The 19447-nt window shown below is 63.8% G+C and carries 23 protein-coding genes; 13 read left to right on the top strand and 10 right to left on the bottom strand.

The annotated features are described in order from the left end of the window. Window positions 1-115 precede the first annotated feature (115 nt). The 4 genes from dapD (at window position 116) to FJ977_RS09485 (ending at window position 2667) form a co-directional block, all read left to right on the top strand. Entirely contained in the window at window positions 116-970 is an 855-nt protein-coding gene (dapD, locus tag FJ977_RS09500; RefSeq protein ID WP_140770735.1) for a 2,3,4,5-tetrahydropyridine-2,6-dicarboxylate N-succinyltransferase, read from the top strand. A 72-nt stretch (window positions 971-1042) separates the two neighbouring features. Continuing rightward, a complete protein-coding gene (locus FJ977_RS09495; RefSeq protein WP_140770733.1) occupies window positions 1043-1396 on the top strand; it encodes a DUF805 domain-containing protein in 354 nt (117 codons plus the stop codon). Continuing rightward, the gene (locus tag FJ977_RS09490; protein WP_181179721.1) at window positions 1389-1766 is read left to right on the top strand and encodes a DUF805 domain-containing protein; all 378 of its coding nucleotides are present in this window, start codon (window positions 1389-1391) and stop codon (window positions 1764-1766) included. The genes FJ977_RS09495 and FJ977_RS09490 overlap by 8 nt, the downstream gene beginning before the upstream one ends. A 127-nt stretch (window positions 1767-1893) precedes the next feature. After that, a complete protein-coding gene (locus FJ977_RS09485; protein WP_140770731.1) occupies window positions 1894-2667 on the top strand; it encodes a hypothetical protein in 774 nt (257 codons plus the stop codon). On the opposite strand, the gene FJ977_RS09480 is transcribed toward FJ977_RS09485, so the two are convergent. Continuing rightward, window positions 2570-3640 (bottom strand): 2-dehydropantoate 2-reductase, encoded by a 1071-nt coding sequence (locus FJ977_RS09480; protein WP_140770729.1) that lies wholly within the window; start codon window positions 3638-3640, stop codon window positions 2570-2572. The genes FJ977_RS09485 and FJ977_RS09480 overlap by 98 nt on opposite strands. A 126-nt stretch (window positions 3641-3766) precedes the next feature. Between FJ977_RS09480 and dapE the strand changes: the two genes are divergently transcribed. Both dapE and FJ977_RS09470 read left to right on the top strand, forming a co-directional pair. Next, window positions 3767-4960 (top strand): succinyl-diaminopimelate desuccinylase, encoded by a 1194-nt coding sequence (dapE, locus tag FJ977_RS09475; RefSeq protein ID WP_140770727.1) that lies wholly within the window; start codon window positions 3767-3769, stop codon window positions 4958-4960. 5 nt (window positions 4961-4965) lie between these two features. Continuing rightward, entirely contained in the window at window positions 4966-5598 is a 633-nt protein-coding gene (locus FJ977_RS09470) for a transporter (RefSeq protein WP_140770725.1), read from the top strand. Between the two features lie 83 nt (window positions 5599-5681). On the opposite strand, the gene truA is transcribed toward FJ977_RS09470, so the two are convergent. From truA to def, 4 genes are read right to left on the bottom strand one after another with little or no spacing between them, the layout of a single operon-like run. After that, entirely contained in the window at window positions 5682-6431 is a 750-nt protein-coding gene (gene truA / locus FJ977_RS09465; RefSeq protein WP_140770723.1) for a tRNA pseudouridine(38-40) synthase TruA, read from the bottom strand. Between the two features lie 23 nt (window positions 6432-6454). After that, on the bottom strand, window positions 6455-6961 hold the full coding sequence (locus FJ977_RS09460) for an N-acetyltransferase (protein WP_140770721.1): 507 nt from the start codon (window positions 6959-6961) through the stop codon (window positions 6455-6457). Continuing rightward, a complete protein-coding gene (gene fmt, locus FJ977_RS09455) occupies window positions 6958-7911 on the bottom strand; it encodes a methionyl-tRNA formyltransferase (protein WP_140770719.1) in 954 nt (317 codons plus the stop codon). Before fmt ends, FJ977_RS09460 begins: the two co-directional genes overlap by 4 nt. Before the next feature lie 4 nt (window positions 7912-7915). Continuing rightward, window positions 7916-8446 carry a peptide deformylase gene (gene def / locus FJ977_RS09450; RefSeq protein ID WP_056573548.1) on the bottom strand — a complete coding sequence of 177 codons (531 nt, stop codon included), beginning with the start codon at window positions 8444-8446 and terminating at the stop codon, window positions 7916-7918. Between the two features lie 103 nt (window positions 8447-8549). On the opposite strand from def, the gene FJ977_RS09445 reads away from it, so the two are divergent. Continuing rightward, window positions 8550-9821 (top strand): DNA recombination protein RmuC, encoded by a 1272-nt coding sequence (locus tag FJ977_RS09445; RefSeq protein WP_140770717.1) that lies wholly within the window; start codon window positions 8550-8552, stop codon window positions 9819-9821. Between the two features lie 114 nt (window positions 9822-9935). On the opposite strand, the gene FJ977_RS09440 is transcribed toward FJ977_RS09445, so the two are convergent. The 4 genes from FJ977_RS09440 to FJ977_RS09425 form a co-directional block, all read right to left on the bottom strand. Further along, window positions 9936-10748: a class I SAM-dependent methyltransferase gene (locus FJ977_RS09440; protein ID WP_140770715.1), complete on the bottom strand. Its 813-nt coding sequence runs from the start codon at window positions 10746-10748 to the stop codon at window positions 9936-9938. Between the two features lie 75 nt (window positions 10749-10823). Beyond that, window positions 10824-11228 (bottom strand): GFA family protein, encoded by a 405-nt coding sequence (locus FJ977_RS09435; RefSeq protein WP_140770713.1) that lies wholly within the window; start codon window positions 11226-11228, stop codon window positions 10824-10826. A 77-nt stretch (window positions 11229-11305) separates the two neighbouring features. After that, window positions 11306-12259, bottom strand: coding sequence for a cation diffusion facilitator family transporter (locus FJ977_RS09430; RefSeq protein WP_140770711.1), 954 nt, complete (start codon window positions 12257-12259; stop codon window positions 11306-11308). A gap of 123 nt (window positions 12260-12382) precedes the next feature. Continuing rightward, window positions 12383-13192, bottom strand: a complete 810-nt coding sequence (locus tag FJ977_RS09425) for a transglutaminase family protein (RefSeq protein ID WP_140770710.1) — start codon at window positions 13190-13192, stop codon at window positions 12383-12385. 330 nt (window positions 13193-13522) lie between these two features. On the opposite strand from FJ977_RS09425, the gene FJ977_RS36640 reads away from it, so the two are divergent. Further along, window positions 13523-13648 (top strand): hypothetical protein, encoded by a 126-nt coding sequence (locus FJ977_RS36640; RefSeq protein ID WP_081294966.1) that lies wholly within the window; start codon window positions 13523-13525, stop codon window positions 13646-13648. A 207-nt stretch (window positions 13649-13855) separates the two neighbouring features. Continuing rightward, on the top strand, window positions 13856-14170 hold the full coding sequence (gene sugE, locus FJ977_RS09415) for a quaternary ammonium compound efflux SMR transporter SugE (protein ID WP_140770709.1): 315 nt from the start codon (window positions 13856-13858) through the stop codon (window positions 14168-14170). A 143-nt stretch (window positions 14171-14313) separates the two neighbouring features. On the opposite strand, the gene FJ977_RS09410 is transcribed toward sugE, so the two are convergent. After that, window positions 14314-14742, bottom strand: a complete 429-nt coding sequence (locus tag FJ977_RS09410) for a DUF6481 family protein (RefSeq protein WP_140770707.1) — start codon at window positions 14740-14742, stop codon at window positions 14314-14316. A gap of 306 nt (window positions 14743-15048) precedes the next feature. Between FJ977_RS09410 and FJ977_RS09405 the strand changes: the two genes are divergently transcribed. The 4 genes from FJ977_RS09405 to FJ977_RS09390 all read left to right on the top strand — a co-directional run bounded on the left by FJ977_RS09405 (window position 15049) and on the right by FJ977_RS09390 (window position 19424). Then, on the top strand, window positions 15049-16110 hold the full coding sequence (locus FJ977_RS09405) for an LLM class flavin-dependent oxidoreductase (RefSeq protein WP_140770706.1): 1062 nt from the start codon (window positions 15049-15051) through the stop codon (window positions 16108-16110). A gap of 113 nt (window positions 16111-16223) precedes the next feature. Further along, window positions 16224-17393, top strand: coding sequence for an AI-2E family transporter (locus FJ977_RS09400; RefSeq protein WP_140770704.1), 1170 nt, complete (start codon window positions 16224-16226; stop codon window positions 17391-17393). A gap of 69 nt (window positions 17394-17462) precedes the next feature. Next, on the top strand, window positions 17463-18464 hold the full coding sequence (locus tag FJ977_RS09395; protein WP_140770702.1) for an LLM class flavin-dependent oxidoreductase: 1002 nt from the start codon (window positions 17463-17465) through the stop codon (window positions 18462-18464). A 165-nt stretch (window positions 18465-18629) separates the two neighbouring features. Next, window positions 18630-19424, top strand: coding sequence for an inositol monophosphatase family protein (locus FJ977_RS09390; protein WP_140770701.1), 795 nt, complete (start codon window positions 18630-18632; stop codon window positions 19422-19424). Window positions 19425-19447: the final 23 nt, after the last annotated feature.

The following is a 19447-nucleotide window of genomic DNA, read 5'->3' as shown; positions in this document are numbered from 1 at the left end:
ACAAGAACCTGCTACATGCAAAGACCCAAGCATGCAAAGCATGCGTGGGGGTCCGCGCGACTTTCAAAACAGGTTAAGACGCAGCCCCTTAACAGCTTGGTAATGGAGCAAATTCATGTCGAAGCCCGATCTGGCGAGCCTCGAAAAGACCATCGAGAAGGCCTTCGAGGAGCGCGACTCCATTTCGACCGCGACACGCGGCGAGACGCGCGACGCCATCCAGTCGGCGCTGGACCTGCTCGATCGCGGTAGCGCCCGCGTCGCCGAGCGGCAGGCAGACGGCAAGTGGCACGTCAACCAGTGGCTGAAGAAGGCCGTGCTGCTCTCTTTCCGGCTCAACCCGATGGAGATCATCAAGGGCGGGCCCGGCCAGGCCGTCTGGTGGGACAAGGTACCGTCCAAGTTCGACGGCTGGAGCGCCGTCGATTTCGAGAAGGCGGGTTTTCGCGCGGTGCCGTCGTCGATCGTGCGCCGCTCGGCCTATGTCGCGCCGGGCGTCGTGCTGATGCCGTCCTTCGTCAATGTCGGCGCCTATGTCGATAGCGGCACCATGGTCGACACCTGGGCCTCGGTCGGCTCCTGCGCCCAGATCGGCAAGAACGTCCACCTGTCGGGCGGCGTCGGCATCGGCGGCGTGCTGGAGCCGATGCAGGCCGGTCCCACCATCATCGAGGACAATTGCTTCATCGGCGCGCGTTCGGAAGTCGTCGAGGGCTGCATCGTGCGCGAGGGCTCGGTGCTCGGCATGGGTGTCTTCATCGGCCAGTCGACCAAGATCGTCGACCGCGCCACCGGCGAGATCTTCTACGGCGAGGTGCCGCCAAATTCCGTCGTCGTCGCCGGCTCGCTGCCCGGCAAGCCTTTGCCAAACAACGAGCCCGGCCCCAGCCTCTACTGTGCCGTCATCGTCAAGCGCGTCGACGCCAAGACCCGCTCCAAGACTTCGATCAACGAATTGCTGCGCGATTGATCTTTCCGCCGGGCGGGCGCACCTTCCGCCGGCGCGACAATCGGTCGCGCTGGTTCAACATGGAGGGGTGACATGGACTGGAAGTATCTGCTGACCAGCTATGAGGGGCGCATCAACCGCGCAAAGTTCTGGGCTTGCGTGGGCGTGATTTTCGTCGGCGCGGTGATCGCCATGATTCTCGACAACATACTGGGTACGACATTCAACCACATGCCGTACGGCTTTATCTATTTGCTCTATGCGTTGGCCATGCTCTATTCGGTCTTCGCCGTCTATGCCAAGCGCTGGCATGACCGGGGCAAGTCCGGCTGGTGGAGCCTGATCATCCTGGTGCCTTTCATCGGCGCGATCTGGTTTCTGGTGGAATGCGGCATTCTCGAAGGCGCCAAGGGTGCCAATCAATACGGATCGGACCCGCTTGCCTGACAGTTCAAATCTCACCTGGCTTTTCTTCAAGACATCGGGCCGCGTCAGTCGCGCGGCCTATTTTCTTGGTGGCTTGCTGGTCGCCATCATCCAGGCGTTCCCGCTCTATCGCTTCACGCTGGTGCCGGAAGGCTCGGCCGAGAGCAATATGTGGTCGTTCATCTTCTTCATCGCCTTCATTGCTTCGCTGTGGTCGAACATCGCGCTGGCGGTGAAGCGGCTGCACGACCTCGACAAGCCGGGCATCGCCGCGCTGATCCTGTTCGTGCCGGTCGTCTCGATCGTCGCCTTTCTTGTACTGTGCCTGTTTCCAGGGCAGCCTGGGCCCAACCGCTATGGCCAACGCACCAACGAGCCGGCACAACCCTAGAGCCGGATGATCTCAGGTCGAATCGACCGGAGATCTGAATCCGGCTCTAAATCAAAGAGATAGAGCATGATGTCGTCCGAAAGCCGCTTGACACTTTTCGGCCTCATCTTCTGAGGACCGATCGGACATGCGCTACCGTACGCTTGATCCGAAACTGATCATCGAGACCGCCGAACGGCTCGAGGGTCGCGTTGCGGAACGTTTTCCCAAGGCCGGACTGCGTGGCGTCGCCGCCGAGCTGGTATCGCTGTCGCGCGATCTGGCCAAGGCGGCGAAAGGGCTCGAGGAGCCGATCTGGTGGCTGCGCGGCCTCATCGTCGCGGCCTTCATTGCCGGGGTGCTGATCTTCCTGTTCGTCGGCACCATCCTGCCGCTCGACCGGATTTCGGGAACCGACGATGCCGTGCAATCGGTCCAAGGCATCGAGGCTTCGATCAACACCGTCATCCTCGCCGTGCTTGGCTTTCTGGCCCTGATCCGCACCGAGGAGCGCATCAAGCGCAAGAGGGTCTTTCGCCAGCTTCATGGCCTGCGCTCGCTGATCCATGTCATCGACATGCACCAGCTGACCAAGGATCCGGCGGCGCTTTCGGCCAGTTTCAAGCCGACGGCACAGTCGCCGGCCCGCATCACCAATGCCGCCGACCTGGCGCGCTATCTCGACTATTGCTCCGAAATGCTGTCGATCACCGGCAAGATCGCCGCTCTGTTCGCCCAGTCGGTCAATGACGACGTGGTTATCGATGGCGTCAACGACATCGAGAATCTGAGTTCCAACCTGTCGCGCAAGATCTGGCAGAAGATCACCCTGATCGAGAGCCACCCGGCGGCACAACCTGTTCCGGCGCCAGACCCGGCGAGCCGAGCCGCGCCGCTTCCGCCGCGCGCACCAAAGCGGTAACGCTTTTCAAGAATGGCGCCGGCGTGCCTGTTCTTTCGGCGAGGCTGAGCACCACCCCTTGCAACTCGCCGATCTCCGTCGGCCGGCCGCGCTGCAGATCGTCCCACATCGAAGAGCGCGCCTGAGGGTCGATCGCCAGCATGCGCCGCGCCAGCCGTTTGAACAGCCAGTCCGGCAACCGAAGCACCTTCGGCAGCAGCGCCGGCCGCAGCCCGGCGATCCGTGCCGGTGCGATGCCGGAGGCTTTCATCGCGCGCAGCGCCTCGTCGATCTGCCCGGCCAGGATCAGCCGCCAGCGCCGATCGGCGAGTTCGTTCGCCAGCGGCAGACCCGACAGCGCCACCAGGGCATTGTTCAGGTTCATCAACAGCTTGCCCCACAGCACGGCCTTCATGTCGCCATGCGTCTCGACCGCCAGCCCTTCCACATCAAGAAGACTGGCGACATCAAGAAGACCGGCGACATTGGGAAAGCCGGCGCGGCCACTGTCCTCGATCATCACCTTGCCCTCGCTGGCGCGGTGGACGCGCAGCGGCAGCTCGCCCTCAGGGGACTGCACCACGTTGAACGGCACCATGCCGGCCAGCACGGCTCTCTGGCCGAGCCCGGCGCGCAGCCTGTCGGCATTGTCGACGCCGTTCTGCAGGCTCACCACCACGGCGTCGGGGCGGGCATGGGTATTGATGAGCGCTGCCATCTCCTGCGTCGCGCCGCTCTTGACGGTGACCAGGATCACGTCCGCCCCGGGCAAGGCAGCAGCCGGATCCACGGTGATCCCGAGCACGTCGGGCTTGACCAGGCGGTCGCGGCCCTCGAGGTCGCTGATGCGCAGTCCGCCCTGCCGCATGGCAGCCTCGATGCGCGGCCTGGCCAGCAGAATCACCTGCCTGCCGGCGAGCGCCAGGCAGCCGCCGACATAACAGCCGATGCTGCCGGCGCCGGCGATGACGATCCTTTTTTGCCCGTTTGCCATACTGCCGCTCCGCACCGGCCCGACTATACGACATGAAAACCATAATGTCGGCGGCATCGCCTGCCATTGGGCTGGCCTCCATGTCTGGCCGTGACAGGCCCTCAGCTTTCGACTATCGCTTTTGCCATGACGCTGCCGACCGACCCCGCCGCAAACCTCGCCGCCCTTATCCGTTGCGCCTCGGTGACGCCAGCCGAAGGCGGCGCGCTGAGCGCGCTGGAAACGATGCTGAAACCGCTCGGCTTCCTGGTCGACCGGCCGGTGTTCTCCGAGGACGGCACCCCCGACATCGAGAACCTCTACGCAAGGCGGTCCGGCAACGGCCCGCATCTGATGTTCGCCGGCCATACCGATGTCGTGCCGGTCGGCGACGAGGCCGCCTGGACGCACCCGCCTTTCGCCGCCGAGATCGCCAATGGCGAGATGTATGGCCGTGGCGCGGTCGACATGAAGGGCGGTATCGCCTGTTTCATCGCCGCCGTGGCCCGCCATGTCGAGGCGAATGGCGGCCCCAAGGGCTCGGTCTCGCTGCTGATCACCGGCGACGAGGAAGGCCCGGCCATCAACGGCACGGTCAAGCTGCTCGAATGGGCCGCTTCCAGGGGCGAGAAATGGGATGCCTCGATCGTCGGCGAGCCGACCAATCCGGATGCGCTGGGTGACATGATCAAGATCGGCCGTCGAGGCTCGATGTCCGGTTCGATATCGGTCAATGGCCGCCAGGGCCATGCCGCTTATCCGCAGCTTGCCGACAATCCGGTGCGCGGGCTGATCAGCCTGGTCGACGCCTTGCTTCATCCCGTCTTCGACAAGGGCACCAGGGATTTCCAGCCGACCAATCTGGAGGTCACCTCCATCGATGTCGGCAACCCGGCCACCAATGTGATTCCGGCCAAGGCCACCGCGACCTTCAACATCCGCTTCAACGACACCTGGACGGCCGAGACCATCCAGGCCGAAATCCACAACCGGCTCGACCAGGCGGCCAAGCGCAAGAAGTACCGGCCGGGCAAGAAGACGCCGGTCGACTACGACCTTGTATGGGGTGATCGGCCAAGCCATGTCTTCCTGACCCGTGACGACAAGCTGGTCGACACGCTTGCCGGATCGATCAAGTCGGCGGTTGGCAAGGAACCGACGCTGTCGACCTCCGGCGGCACATCGGATGCACGCTTCATCAAGGATTATTGCCCGGTGGTCGAGTTCGGCCTGGTCGGCAAGACCATGCACATGGTCGACGAGCGCGTTGCCCTTGCCGACCTCGAGACATTGACGCGGATCTACCAGCGCTTCATCGAAGACTGGTTCGGACAAGGCTGAGCAGCATGCTTTCGGCGGACGAAACCCAAGCCTCGTTGCTCGGTGCCTGGCGGCTGATGCTCGGCAAGGCCGATGGCCTGCGCCTGCTCGACCTGTCGGCCGACGGTTTCTGGAATTCTTTCTTCGCCATCATCGTTGCCGCGCCGCCGCTGATCGTCGGCTGGGTCGGCATCGCCAACGAGATCGGTGATCCCGATGCTTTCGTGGGCCGCTTCAGCATGCTGTTGCGCCTGGCCACGGTCGACATCGGCTCCTGGGTGCTGCCGCTGATCGCGCTCGCCCTGGTCGCGCCGCGCGCCGGCATTGGCGGCCGCTTCGTCCACTACGTCGTCGCCAGCAACTGGGCCTCGGCCATCACTGCCTGGCTGATGCTGCCTTCGGCGCTGGTCAGGCTTTTCCTCTCCTCGGCGAGCCAGGTCTCGAGCCTTGTGTCGCTGTTGTTGTTTGCGCTGTCGATGGTGCTGACCTGGCGCATGACCACTGCGACGATCGGCAAGGGCGCGGCGGTTGGAACCGCCGTTTTCGTCGGCATGTTCATCGCTTCGCTGCTGGTGTTGTTCGGGCTCCAGATGCTGCTTGGCATCAGCGTTCCGGACGATGTCGGGCCTCAGAGCCTTTCCGGACTCTTTCCCGGGTAGAGCCTGCCGGGCTCTGAATAGGACCTGCCGGCTCTATTCCGAATAGAGCCACCGGACTCCATTCAGGGATAGAGCCTGCTGGCTCATCCGGGATAATCGACGCCAATGAGAAAAAGTCCGTCGGGCGGCGCCACCTGGCCACAGGCGGCGCGGTCGCGCGCTTCGAGCGCCGCCTTGAGGTCGGCCTCGGTCCAGCCGCCGTCGCCGACGCGTTTCAGCGAGCCGACCATCGAGCGCACCTGGTTGTGCAGGAAGGAACGCGCCGAGGCTCTTACCTCGATCATGTCGCCCGTCCGGCTGACATCGAGCCGCTCCAACGTCCGGACCGGGCTGTTGGCCTGGCACTGCGTCGAGCGGAAGGTTGTGAAGTCATGCCGGCCGAGCAGGACTTTCGCCGCCTCGTGCATGGCGACGGCGTCGAGCCGCTTCGGCACCCACCACACTTTGCCCTTGTCCAGCGCCGAGGGCGCACGGCGGTTGAGGATGCGGTAGAGATAGTGACGGCCGGTGGCCGAGAAGCGCGCGTCGAAATCGTCCGGGACGACCATCGCCTTCAGGATGGCGACATGCGCGCCGGCAGCCTGAAGATGGGCGTTGACGGCGTCGCGCACCTTGTCATCCGGCCATGCCTTGGCGAGATCGACATGCGCCACCTGGGCCGTCGCATGTACGCCGGCATCGGTGCGGCCGGCGGCACGCAGCCGCACCGCCTCGCCGCTGAATTTCTCGATCGCCTGCTCGATCGCCTGCTGCACCGAAGGCTGGTCGGCCTGGTGCTGCCAGCCGGCAAAAAGGCTGCCGTCATATTCGATGTCGAGGCGAAAACGCGGCATGCCGGGCGACTATACGCTCTTGCCTACGCGGCGAGAGCGGTGAAGGCGGAAGCGTAGACCAGCCTGCCAGCTTCCGGAGCGTCGCCCCAGGCCAGCGCCTGCAGCGCTTCGCTTTGGTATTCGCTCTCGAATCTTTCGGCACGCGCATGGCTATAGCCGAAACGGCCGTAATAGGCCGGATCGCCCAGCACCACGGCCAGTGTCTCGCCGGCATCCCTGAGACGGATATGCGCCTCGCGGATCAGCGCGCCGCCAATGCCGCTGCCATGGAACGAAGGCTCCACCGCCAGCGGCGCCAGCGCCACGGCCGCGAGACTCTTGCCGCCATTCTGGACGAACAGTCGTGAAAACAGGATATGGCCGACCACCTGGCCGTCTTCTTCCGCCACCAGTTCGACCACGGCGTCGCCGCCGGTCACCAGCGCGTCGACCAAGCCGGCCTCCGCCTGCTGGCCGAAAGCGTGTTCCTCGACGAGGCGGATGGCCTCGCGATCCCGCGGCGTCGCCGCGCGTATCGACATCATGCTCATGAGAACTTCATTCCTTTAACAATCTTGGCTCCGCGCAGGAATTCCGACGCGGCGGCGGGCTTTCCGCCCGCACGTTGAACTTCGACCAGTCTGATCGCGCCTGCGCCGCAGGCGACCGTCAGCCGGTCATCGAGAATTCCTCCCGACTCGCCCAGATCTTCCGAAAGCGACAGACCTTCGGATAGCGTCGAGCGAAGCAGTTTCAGCCGCTCCATGCGGCCGCCAATGTCAATTTCGGACCAGGCGCCGGGAAAGGGCGACAGGCCACGAAGGTGGTTATGGACCTCGACGGCAGGCCGTGTCCAATCCACACGCGTCTCGGATTTATCGATTTTTCTGGCGTAAGTCACCCCGTCTGCCGCCTGCGCGGTAAATGTCAGGGTGTTCTCTTCCAGCCGCGCCAGCGCTTCCACCATCAGGGCGGCACCGACACTCATCAACCGATCATGCAGATCGCCCGCCGTCATATCGGGTTCGATGGCGCATTTTTCAAGCAATCCCACCGGACCGGTGTCGAGCCCCTCTTCCATGCGCATCACCATCATGCCGCTTTCCAGGTCTCCCGCCATGATGGCGCGCTGGATGGGGGCGGCACCGCGCCAGCGGGGCAAGAGCGATGCGTGGCCGTTGATGCAGCCAAGCCGGGGGGCGTCGAGAACAGCCTTTGGCAGCAGCAATCCATAGGCGACGACCACGGCGATATCGGCCCGCAAGTCATGGAAAGCGGTCTGTTCGGCCTCGGTCTTGAGAGAGGCTGGCGTGCGTACCTCGATGCCAAGCCGCTCGGCCTCGCGCTGTACCGGCGAGGGTGTCAGCTCCAGCCCGCGCCGGCCGGCCGCGCGAGGCGGCTGCGTGTAGACGGCGGAAATCTCATGTCCGGCCTCGGCAATCGCGCGCAGCGTCGGCACCGAAAACTCCGGCGTGCCCATGAAGATGACGCGAAGGGGCATTCCCCTATCCCACCAGCTTGCCCGGCGCCTTGTCCTTGGCGAGCTTCTTGAATTTCTTCACCACCATGTCGCGCTTCAGCTTCGAGATGTGGTCGATGAACAGCACCCCGTTGAGATGGTCGATCTCGTGCTGCAGGCAGGTCGCCATCAGACCCTCGGCCTCCATCTCCTGCAGCTTGCCGTCGCGGTCGAGATATTTCACCCTCACGGAAGCCGGGCGTTCGACCTCGGCGTAATAGTCGGGGATGGACAGGCAGCCTTCCTCGTAGACGGAGCGCTGATCGGCGCTTTCGAGGATCTCCGGATTGATGAAGACATGCGGCGCCGGCGTTTCGTCTTCCTTGGCGAGGTCGATCACAAGCATGCGCAACGGCTCGCCGATCTGGATTGCCGCCAGCCCGATGCCAGGCGCGTCATACATGGTCGCCAGCATGTCGTCGGCCAGTTTGCGCAAGGGCGCGTCGACGCGCTCCACGGGCTTCGAAACCTGGCGCAGGATGGGATCGGGTAGGATGATGAGCGGCTTGATCGGCATGGCGTCCCACGTAAGACGTCCAGTGAAAAGCGTCAACCGGTGGACCTGAGTCTCGTTCACGTTTTGATCTGTGCCAGCCCCACGAATCGGCTATGCTGTCCACATGAATGATCTGAGCACCATCCTTTCCGAGCCCGTCGCCCGGCTTGGCGCCTCGACAATCACGCTCGGCCACGCTCTGGGCTTCGGCGCCTTGTTGTTTCTCGGCCTGTTCGTGGCGCTGGTCGTCGCGCTGTGGCGGTCGGCCAAGGCGCGCACTGTCGCTGCCGCGGAAGCCGCCGACCATGCCCGCGACGCCGAGGCGCGGATGGCCGGCATACTGCAAAGCCAGGCCGAGATGCAGGGCCGCATGGGCGCCATCGCCGAAGTGTTCGGCGCGCGCCAGGCGGAGTTGACGCAGTCGATCGGCCAGCGCCTCGACGCCATGACGGGCCGCATCGGCCAGACCATGACCGAGCAGACCAAATCCACGCATGAGAGCCTGGCCAAACTGCAGGAGCGGCTGGCGGTCATCGATACCGCGCAAGGCAACATCCAGTCGCTTGCCGGCCAGGTCGTGCAGCTCCAGGCCATCCTCTCCAACAAGCAGACGCGCGGCGCCTTCGGCCAGTCGCGCATGGAGGCGATCGTTGCCGACGGCCTGCCGCATGGCGCCTACGAATTCCAGGCGACGCTGTCGAACGGCAGCCGGCCCGATTGCCTGGTCAAGATGCCGAACGGCGCGCCCTCGCTGGCCATCGATGCCAAGTTTCCCCTGGAAGCCTGGAACGCCATCCGCGCCGCCGATGGCGCAGACCTGCAGAAGGTCGCGTCCCAGGCCTTCCGCCGCGACATCGAGATCCATGTCCGCGACATCTCCGAAAAGTATCTGATCCAGGGCGAGACCCAGGACACCGCCTTCATGTTCGTGCCGTCGGAATCGGTGTTCGCCGAGATCCACGAGAATTTCGAGGCGATCGTCCACAAGGCGCACCGCGCCCGCGTCGTCATCGTCTCGCCGTCGCTGCTGATGCTGTCGATCCAGGTCATCCAGGCGATCCTCAAGGACGCCCGCATGCGCGAACAGGCGCATCTGATCCAGGGCGAGGTGATCCGGCTGATGGAAGATGTCGCGCGCGTCGACGAGCGCGTGCGCAAGCTGCAAGGCCATTTCGGCCAGTCGGCCAAGGATATCGAGGACATACTGGTCTCGACATCGAAAGTGACCAAGCGCGGCCAGAAGATCGAGGCGCTGGAGTTCGGCGCGCAGGCCGAAGGCGATGCAGGCCCGGAGACGCCGTCCCGGGCACCGGCCGCGAAACTCGACCCCGGCCCGCGCGTTGCCGATTCAAAGACCGGGCAGCTCAGGCTGCGGGTCGTCGAAGGCGACGACTGAGCAAATAACTGCCTAGAGCAATTCCAGGAAAAGTGTGTAACGGTTTTCCGTCCGGAATTGCGTAAAAACAAATAGTTAGAGCGGTTCTGCGATTCCGTCAAACGCTGAACCGCTCTAGGCCACGGCGACGATGACGTGGGCCTGAATCTTGGCGGCAACCGCACCGCTGCCATGCCTGGCCGCAATCGCGGATGCGGCATAGTCCGTTGCGGCGTCGAGTTTTCCCGGGTCCCTGGCCTCGATTTCGGTGCGAAGCACCGTTCCCTGGCAATAGGCAACGGCCGGAATGCGCGGCGAGGGTGCACGGCTTTGTTCGGCCCTCGTCTCGATCGCCACAGCGGAGAAGCCCGCCTCCTCAAGGTCTCCGCGGATCAATGCCGTATCGTGGTAGCCGTGCGGCGTGCGGGCCAGAAAGCGCGGTGGATCGTTCGGAAAAATCCTGGCCAGTGCATTCGTCACATCATCGGCAAACACGTTCTCTTCGATGCGATCCCATACGTTGAACAGAAAATGTCCGCCGGGCTTCAGCACCCGCCTTGCTTCGCGGTAGGCGGAGGGGCGGCTGGGAAAGAACATCGCGCCGAACTGGCAGCAAACGAGATCGAAGGTCGCATCTTCAAACGGCAGCGCCATGGCGTCGGCCTGGCGCCATTGGATGCGGCTGTCGGGAGCCTGTCGCGAAGCGGCATAGTCGAGCATCGGCTGGTTGAGGTCGGTCACGACATAGCTTGCGCCAGGAGACAGTCTTGGCGCCAATGCGCGGGTGACAACCCCGGTGCCCGCGGCGACTTCCAACACGGCGCTGGGCGAAAAGGATGCTGCTCGTTGCGCAAGATCCGCGGCGAACGGCTCGAAAATCAACGGCACCATATAGCGGTCGTAGTTTTCCGGGATCGAGCCGGCAAACAACTTGTCCGTTTCCAACATGGCTATCACCCGCCCGTTTGATGGCGAGCCAGGCTAGCACATAATTGCTGCCTTGGGCGGCTTTCGGCGCAGGGGCTACTGCTCCTCCACGATGCTTATGCCCTCGAATTCCGGAAGCCAGTGCAGAGCCGATCGATGCCACTTCTGTTGTGTCGGGACCAGATCCTCGCGTTGCCGCGCGGTCCCCGCCCGGATCCCATAGACCTTCGGGCCGTCGCCGACAGACGTCGCATAAAGATGCGAACCGCAGTCGCCGCAAAATGCCTGGGCGCGCTTGGCGCCGCTCGATCCGGTCTTGATATAGATTTTTGGCGTGCCCCTGGTGATCCGGTAATGGTCCTCGGGCGCGGGAACTGTGACGCGAAAGGCCGTACCGGTCAGTTGCTGGCAGTCCGTGCAGTGACAGATGGAGGTCTTTCCCGCGTCGACCTCCGCTTCATAGGTGATGGCGCCGCAATGGCACCCGCCGTCGATCTTCATGGTTGCTCCTCCGAAATCCTTCGACTGATCTTAGCGGGGCCAGGCGGTTGGGCCAACGGTGCAGTGCTGGTCCACGACTAGTTCGATGCGGCCTCGATCAGCTTGCGTCGCTGCTCCCAGGTACCCGTGGTCTGCGGCTTGACGAACAGCCGCGTGATCTCCGGCATCTCCTCCTTCAGCCGCGTCTCGATGCGTTGGACACAGGCCTCGATTTCCGGCGCGGTAAGATGATCCTCGAATTCGATGCTCAACCCTGCGACGATCTCTTGCGGTCCCATGTGAACGGTCAGGACGCCGTTCGCCCGCTGCACCGCCGGATCCTGCTGGGCGATTGCCAGCACTTTCCTTTGCACCTCGAGGGATGCCGGCTCGCCGATGAGCAGGCCCTTGCTTTCGCGGGCGAGGAAAATCGCTGTCGCGCCGAGGATGAGCGCGATGCCGATCGAGGCGGCGCCGTCGAGTTCCGGCATCTCCAGCAACTCCGCCGCCAGTATGCCGCCAAAGGCGACGATCAGGCCAAGAAGTGCTGCACTGTCCTCGAACAGCACCGTATAGACGCTCGGGTCCTTGCTCGATTGCACGGCTTGCAGCCAGCCTTGCTTGCCCTTCTCCCGGCGAAATTCCTTCAGCGCCACCAGCCAGGAGCTGCCTTCGAACAGGAAGGAGAGGCCCAGGACGACATAGTTCACCTTGACATTGGCGACAGGCTCCGGGGCCATGATGTGGATGACGCCCTCATAGAACGACACGCCGGCGCCGAGCGCGAAAACCAGAAGCGCGACGATGAAGCTCCAGAAATAGAGCTCGCGGGCGTGGCCCAGCGGATGCGTACGGTCGGCCGGGCGCGCGGCCCGGTGCATGCCGTAGAGCAGCAGCCCGCCATTTCCGGTATCGACCAGCGAATGGACGCCTTCCGACAGCATCGCCGAACTGCCGGTGAAGAAGGCGGCGGCGAATTTGGTCAGCGCGATCGCCAGATTGCCGGCGAGCGCCGCATAGATGACCATTTTGGAGCCGCTATGCCCGGCCATGCAGTTTGGTCCCCCGTTTGACGCACCCAGCCTAACGGCCGGACGGCCGAAGCTCCACCATAACGCGCCAACTGCCGGGTTGTTCAAGACCCGATTTGCCTGGGACCGGCGGGGGGACGGCGACTATTCGACGATTTCGTCGGTCCACACCTTGAAGCCGGCCAGTGTCCCCGGTCCGAAAATATGGGTCAGCGGCACATCCGCCGCGTCGCGTCCGGAGGCGATCAGGATACGACCGATGCGTGGTGCATTGTTGCGCGGATCGAAGACATGCCAGCGGCCGCCGAGATAGACTTCCATCCAGGCGGCGAAATCCATGCTCGCCCATGGCTTCGGCATGCCGATATCGCTGATGTAGCCGGTGCAGTAGCGTGTCGGGATGTTGAGCGCCCGGCAGAAGGTGACGGCGAGGTGCGCGAAGTCGCGGCACACGCCGCTCTGCTCGCGATAGGCTTCCGCCGCGGTGCGCGTCGGCCGCGCGTTGCCGTAGTTGAAGACGATGTGGTTGTGAACGAAATCGCACACCGCCTGCACGCGCGGTATGCCGAGCGGCGTATGGCCGAACAGCCGCCATGCCTCGCTGGCCAAAAGGTCGCTCTCGCAAAACCGGCTGGGCAACAGGAACAGCAGCGTTTCCGCCGGCAGGTCGCGCACCTCGTGCTGCCAGGCCATCAGCTCGCTCATCTCGAATGTGCCGGGCGCGCGGATTACCGCATCGGTGCCGAATGTGAACCGTCCGGGCGGCGCAACGAAGCGGTTGCACCAATTGCCGAAACTGTCGCGATAGCTCTCGATCGGCACAGGCGGGTTCGATGTCAAGAAGTCCGGGCGCTCAAGATCGGAAGCGCGGGAATAATGGACATTGAGCATCGCGATGAGCGGTGTTTCCTGCGGAAAGTCGAAGCTCATCTCGCAGCCGATATGGATCCGCATTGTCGTCCTGACCGGCCTGCCTGACGATCACCCGGCGAAAGCGCGGATCGATGCTGCAGTGCGAGGACGACCATGGCACGGACGGTCATGGTTTACGAGAGCAGTTCCAGGAAAAGCGTGACGCGGTTTTCCGGGCAAAGCGCATAGCGCTTTGCCCTTGGGAATTGCGCCAAAACAAGGAGTTAGGGCAGTTCACCGTTTCCGCGGAACGTGAACTGCTCCAGAAATTGGTTGAAAGCAGCCGACCGTCAGTTCCTGACAGGCGCTGCCCCCTTGCAGCGAAGCGTTTCTCTTGTTTCACTTCACTCCCCGCAATTGGAGGAACGAATCATGGCTAAAGGTGCGATGAAGGCAGGCAAGGAAGCCCGCAAGCCGAAGAAGGACGCCAAGAAGCCGGCAGCCGCTCCCGTCCTGAAGGCGCCGCCGGTCAAGGCGATGCGCATCAAGGAGAAGTAGGCCTCGACAAATCCGGCGCGGTGGGATCTCACCGGCGGCATTCGACAGTGCCGCCGGCGGGTGTTGATCGGGCTTTTGGACAACCCTATATCCCTGGCGCGGGGACGACCCCGCGCTTCTCCGAAAAATCAGGTCGGGACGACCCGCCCATTGTTGATCTGAGGATCGGATTCTATTTCCGATCCGATGCTGGATGGAGCGTTCCCGATGTCTTGGATTTTTCTGTTTTTCGCCGGCCTGTTCGAAATCGGCTGGGCGATCGGCCTCAAATACACTGATGGGTTCACCAGGCTCGTTCCGACCGTGCTCACGGTCGCGTCGATGATCATCAGTCTCACCTTGCTCGGCCTGGCGTTGAAGGCGCTTCCCGTCGGCACCGCCTATGCGGTGTGGACCGGCATCGGCACGGTCGGCACGGCGCTGCTTGGCATCTGGCTGCTCGGCGAACCCGCCACGGCGATCCGGCTTGCCTGCATCGCGCTGATTGTCTGCGGCATCATGGGGCTGAAGTTCGCGGCTTGAATGCACGTTGTCCAAAGCCGCACAGTGGCTTTGGGACAACGATGCGCATCCCCGAGGGCCAAGGCGCATTTTCGCGCAAACACATTCAGGGCCGCTGCAAGGCGACCCTGATTCAACATTCAAACTTGGCTGCGCCGAAGCTGCTAGCGGGCGGAGAAGCCTGGAGGCGTTCTGCCGGTGCGCTGCTTGCGCGCCGCATAGCGTGCGTCGCGTTTTGCCTTGCGTTCGGCTTCGTCGGCCAGCAAACGAGCGATGCGCTCGGTCTCTTCGGCTTCCTTGATCTTCGCTTCAGCCTGTGCCGCCTCTTCGGCCGCAATGCGTTCCGCTTCGGCCGCCGCCTCCCGCTCGGCCTTCTCGACCGCCTCGCGTGCCAGCTTTTCCTGCTTCAGCCTTGCCTTCTCGGCTTCGCGTATCGCGCGAGCCTCGAGGATCGCCTTGCGTTCGGCCTGTCGCGCCAGCACCGCAGGATCATCTGCCGCCGGCTTTGACTTGAAACGCTCCAGAAGCGCCTTCTTTGCCTCGTTCGCGGCGTTGCGCCGCTCGAAAATGTCTTTTTCCCTGTAGATAGCCAAGTCCACTTCCCTGAAGTCAATTCGCGAGGCTTACATACGCGCGAATGCCGAGAGTTCAAGCGCCAAAACGGTATGCCAGCCATGAAATTCCGCGATGTTGCAGCCGGGAGACGCCTTTTGCCACCCAAACCGACATGCACTGTTCACCGTCAGCCTCTCTGGCGGCGAGGCGGTACGATCGCTACGTCAGTGGTTCGCCTTTCGGTGAACCGCTCTTTCTCTTTGACGCAATTCCGGACGGAAAACCGTTTCATACTTTTCCTGGAATTGCTTTACCGACAAAACCCAACACCAGGATGACATCACATGGAACTCGGTCTCTACACTTTCGCCGACGTCAGCCCGCAGCCCGGCCCGGGCGCTATCGGGCCGCATGAGCGGCTGCGCAACCTGATCGAGGAGGTCGAACTGGCCGACCAGGTCGGCATCGACGTCTTTGGCCTGGGCGAACATCACCGCCCCGATTATGCCGCGTCCGCGCCGGTCGTGGCTTTGGCGGCCGCGGCCGAGCGCTCGAAGCGCATCAAGCTGACCAGCGCGGTCACCGTGCTCTCTTCAGATGACCCGGTGCGCGTCTTCCAGCAGTTCGCCACGCTCGATCTTTTGTCGGGCGGCCGCGCCGAGATCATGGCCGGGCGCGGCTCGTTCATCGAATCCTTTCCGCTGTTCGGCTACAATCTCGAGGATTATGACGAGCTCTTCGCCGAAAAGCTCGATCTGCTGCTTGCCATTCGCGATCAGGTAAAGGTCACCTGGTCCGGCAACCTGCGCGCGGCGATCAACGATCGCGGCGTATACCCCCGTCCGTTCCAGGAAAGGCTTCCGATCTGGATCGCGATTGGTGGGACGCCACAGTCCGCCGCCCGCGCCGGCGCGCTCGGCCTGCCGCTGGCGCTCGCCATCATCGGCGGCGAGCCTGCCCGCTTCGCGCCGCTGTTCGACCTCTACCGCGAGGCCGCCAAGCGCGCCGGCAGTGATCCTGGGGGTCTCGCCACCAGCATCAACGTGCACGGCTTTATTGCCGAGACGACCGAACAGGCAGCCGACGATTTCTACGGCCCGCAGGCGGAGGTGATGAACCGCATCGGCCGCGAGCGTGGCTGGGGCCCGACATCGCGGGCGCATTTCGATCAGGCGCGCGGCCCCAATGGCGCGCTGTTCGTCGGCAATCCGGAACAGGTGGCCGAAAAGATCGTCGCCCAGCACAGGATCTTCAACAATGACCGCTTCCTGCTGCAGATGGCGATCGGCACCATGCCGCATGCCAAGATCATGAAGGCGATCGAGCTCTACGGCACCAAGGTGGCGCCGATCGTGCGCAAGGAGACGGCGAAATCCGCGCCGGCGGTGGCGGCTCCGGTGGCGTAAGCTAACGGCAGGGCGGGCTTCTCGGACCCTGCCGGCTAACGGAACCTTGATGCCGCGCCAGCGTTTCCGGTCGACGGATTGCACCAATTGCGGTGCACCGCCGAGGGACCGAGATGAAAGCCGAACCCGACGCGCTGGGCGCGGGCGTTGCCGAAGCGGCCGAAGCGCGCGCCGTGGCGCGTGCCGATACGCATCTGATGCGCACGCTGCTGGTCGGCATCTTCATTTTCATGACCGTCTATGCGCTCTATTTCGCCCGCGCCTTCTTCATGCCGGTCATCCTGGCGTTCCTGCTGGCGCTGACATTGACGCCGATCGTGCGGCTGCTGCGCAAGCGCGGCATTCCCGAAGTGGTTTCGGCGACGCTTCTCGTGCTTTTGTCCATCTGTGTGTTCGCAAGCGCCGGCTACCTGCTCAGCGGCCCGGTCTTCGAACTCATCAACAACACCTCGTCGATCGGCCAGCAGCTCACCGACCGGCTGGCGCAATTGCGGCGTCCGCTGGAAAAGATCATGCAGGTCTCGCATCAGATCGAACAATTGACCGAGACGTCGCAGGAGCCCGGCGTGCAGAAGGTGGCGGTCGCCCAGTCGGGCATCCTGTCATCCGCCGCCAGCAACATCCTGGCGGCGGGAACCAGCCTCACCATCATCTTCGTCCTGTCGCTGTTCCTGCTCGCCTCGGGCACGATGTTCTACGAGAAGATCATCCAGTCCTTCGCCAGCCTCACGGAAAAGAAGCGGGCGCTGCGCGTCGTCTATGACGTCGAGCGCGAGATTTCGCACTATCTGCTCACCGTCACCATCATCAATGCCGGCCTTGGCACGGTCATCGGCCTTGGCCTGTGGGCGCTCGGCATGCCCAACCCGCTGGTCTGGGGCGTGGCCGCCGCCCTGCTCAACTTCCTGCCCTATGTCGGCGCGCTGCTGACCATCGTGCTGGTCGCGGTGATGGCGCTGATCAGCTTCGACACCATTTCCTACGCGCTTCTGGCGCCGGCCTTCGTACTGCTCTGCGATGTCGTCGAAGGCCAATTCGTGACGCCGATGGTGGTCGGCAGGCGCCTGGAGATCAACGCCGTGGCGATCTTCATCGCCATTGCCTTCTGGTCGTGGCTGTGGGGTTTCGTCGGCGCCTTGATGGCGGTGCCGCTGCTGGTCGTCATCAAGGTGTTCTGCGACCATTTCGAGGGGCTCGGCCATGTCGGCAATTTTCTCGCCGCGCAGCAGACCGCCGTGGTGGGGGACGATGATGCCGCCGACACCGAGCCGGCGAAGGGCTGATCAATATTTTTGAATTTGCGGCGTCGCCAGGCGCACCCTACATGCGGCTTCTACACAGGATCCCACCGCATGACCGAACTGTCCGTTCTCGACCTGTCGCCGATCGTCGAAGGCAGCGATGCCTCGCAGTCGCTGGCCAACTCGCTCGATCTTGCCCGCCATGCCGAGCGGCTGGACTACAAGCGCTACTGGCTGGCCGAGCATCACAACATGCCGGGTATCGCCAGCGCAGCCACATCGGTGGTCATCGCCCATGTCGCCGGCGGCACCAAAACCATTCGCGTCGGGGCCGGCGGCATCATGTTGCCCAACCATGCGCCGCTGGTGATCGCCGAGCAGTTCGGCACGCTGGCAGCCCTGTTTCCCGGCCGCATCGATCTGGGGCTCGGCCGGGCCCCCGGCACAGACATGAACACCGCGCGCGCCTTGCGCCGCAACCTGGAAGCCGGCGTCGACAACTTCCCGCAGGATGTCGTCGAACTGATGGGCTATTTCCTGCCGGCGGAGGAAGGCCAGCGCCTGCGCGCCGTGCCCGGCGAAGGCCAGACCGTGCCGATCTGGATCCTCGGCTCGAGCCTCTATGGCGCGCAGCTCGCCGCCATGCTCGGCCTGCCCTACGCCTTTGCCTCGCATTTCGCGCCGGCGGAGCTCGACCATGCGCTGGACATCTACCGCTCCCGCTTCCAGCCGTCGGAGCAGCTCGACAAGCCGCATGTCATGCTCGGCCTCAATGTATTTGCGGCACCTACCGATGCCGAGGCGCGTCTGCTGTTCACCTCGCTGCAGCAGGCCTTCGTCAATCTGCGCACCGGCAGGCCGGGAAGATTGCCGCCGCCCGTCGAGAACTATGACAGGGATCTCGACCCGATGGCCAAGACCATGCTCGGCCAGGCGCTGTCCTGCGCCGTCGTCGGCTCTCCCGAAACGGTCCGGCAAGGCATCGACGCCTTCGTGCGCCGCACCGGTGCCGACGAGCTGATGGTCACCGCGCAGATCTTTGATCATGCGGCGCGGGTGCACTCCTTCGAGATTCTGGCTGAGGCTCATAAATCGCTTTTGCAGGCGGCCTGATCTTCCAAGCAGACTCCGCTGGCTTCGCCAATGCGTCGTCTGCTTGAGTTTCTTTGTCTGCCGCAAAACCGCGCAACACTTTTACGGAACCTGCCTGGCAGGCACTGTTGCAGGCACCGCCGTTTTGCTATGGGCGGGTTTCCCTCCACGGATCGGAAACTTCCCTTGAAAAACGACCATGAAGCGCGCGAGCGGTTTGCCATCGATCTGGCGCGGCGCGCCGGTGACCTCGGTCTCAGATATTTCCGCGATCTGGACAGCCTGACCATCGAGAGCAAGGGCCATCAGGACCTGGTCTCGCAAGCCGACCGCGAGGTCGAGCTGTTCATCCGCGCTGCGATCGCCGCCGACTATCCGCAGGATGGCATCGTCGGCGAGGAGCATGCCTCGGTCGCCGGCTCGACGGGCCATGTCTGGGTCATCGACCCCATCGACGGCACCGCGAATTTCGTGCGCGGCATTCCGGCCTGGTGCGTGGTGATCGCTTGCGCCCGGGACGGGGAGACGGTCGTCGGCGTCATCCACGAGCCGTCGACCGGCGAGACGTTTCACGGCAGGCTCGGCGGCGGCGCCTTCGTCAACGGCCGGCCGATCAAGGCAAGCGCGGCGACCAGCCTGGAAGAAGGGTCGGTGGGGACCGGATTTTCGAACCGGGCCGAGGCCGAGAACATCGCCGTGCTGATCAAGAAGATCCTCGCCGAAGGCGGTGTCTTCTTCCGCAACGCGTCCGGCGCCCTGATGCTGGCCTATGTGGCCTCGGGCCGGCTGCTTGGTTATGTGGAGGAACACATGAACGCCTGGGACTGCCTGGCTGGCATGCTGCTGATCGAGGAAGCCGGCGGCACGGTGCTGAAGGCGGATCGCAAGACGGTGCTGCAGAGCGGGACGCAGGTCATATCGGGCGGCAAGGGTGTCTTTTCCAAGCTGCAGGCGCTTTGCTTGGGGGTGTTTCCGGCCTAGAGCATGATGCCGAAAAGTGTGAA

The sequence above is a fragment of the Mesorhizobium sp. B2-1-3A genome, from assembly GCF_006442655.1.
In the GTDB taxonomy this organism is placed as follows: domain Bacteria; phylum Pseudomonadota; class Alphaproteobacteria; order Rhizobiales; family Rhizobiaceae; genus Mesorhizobium.
This window is presented reverse-complemented; position numbering and strand designations above follow the sequence as displayed.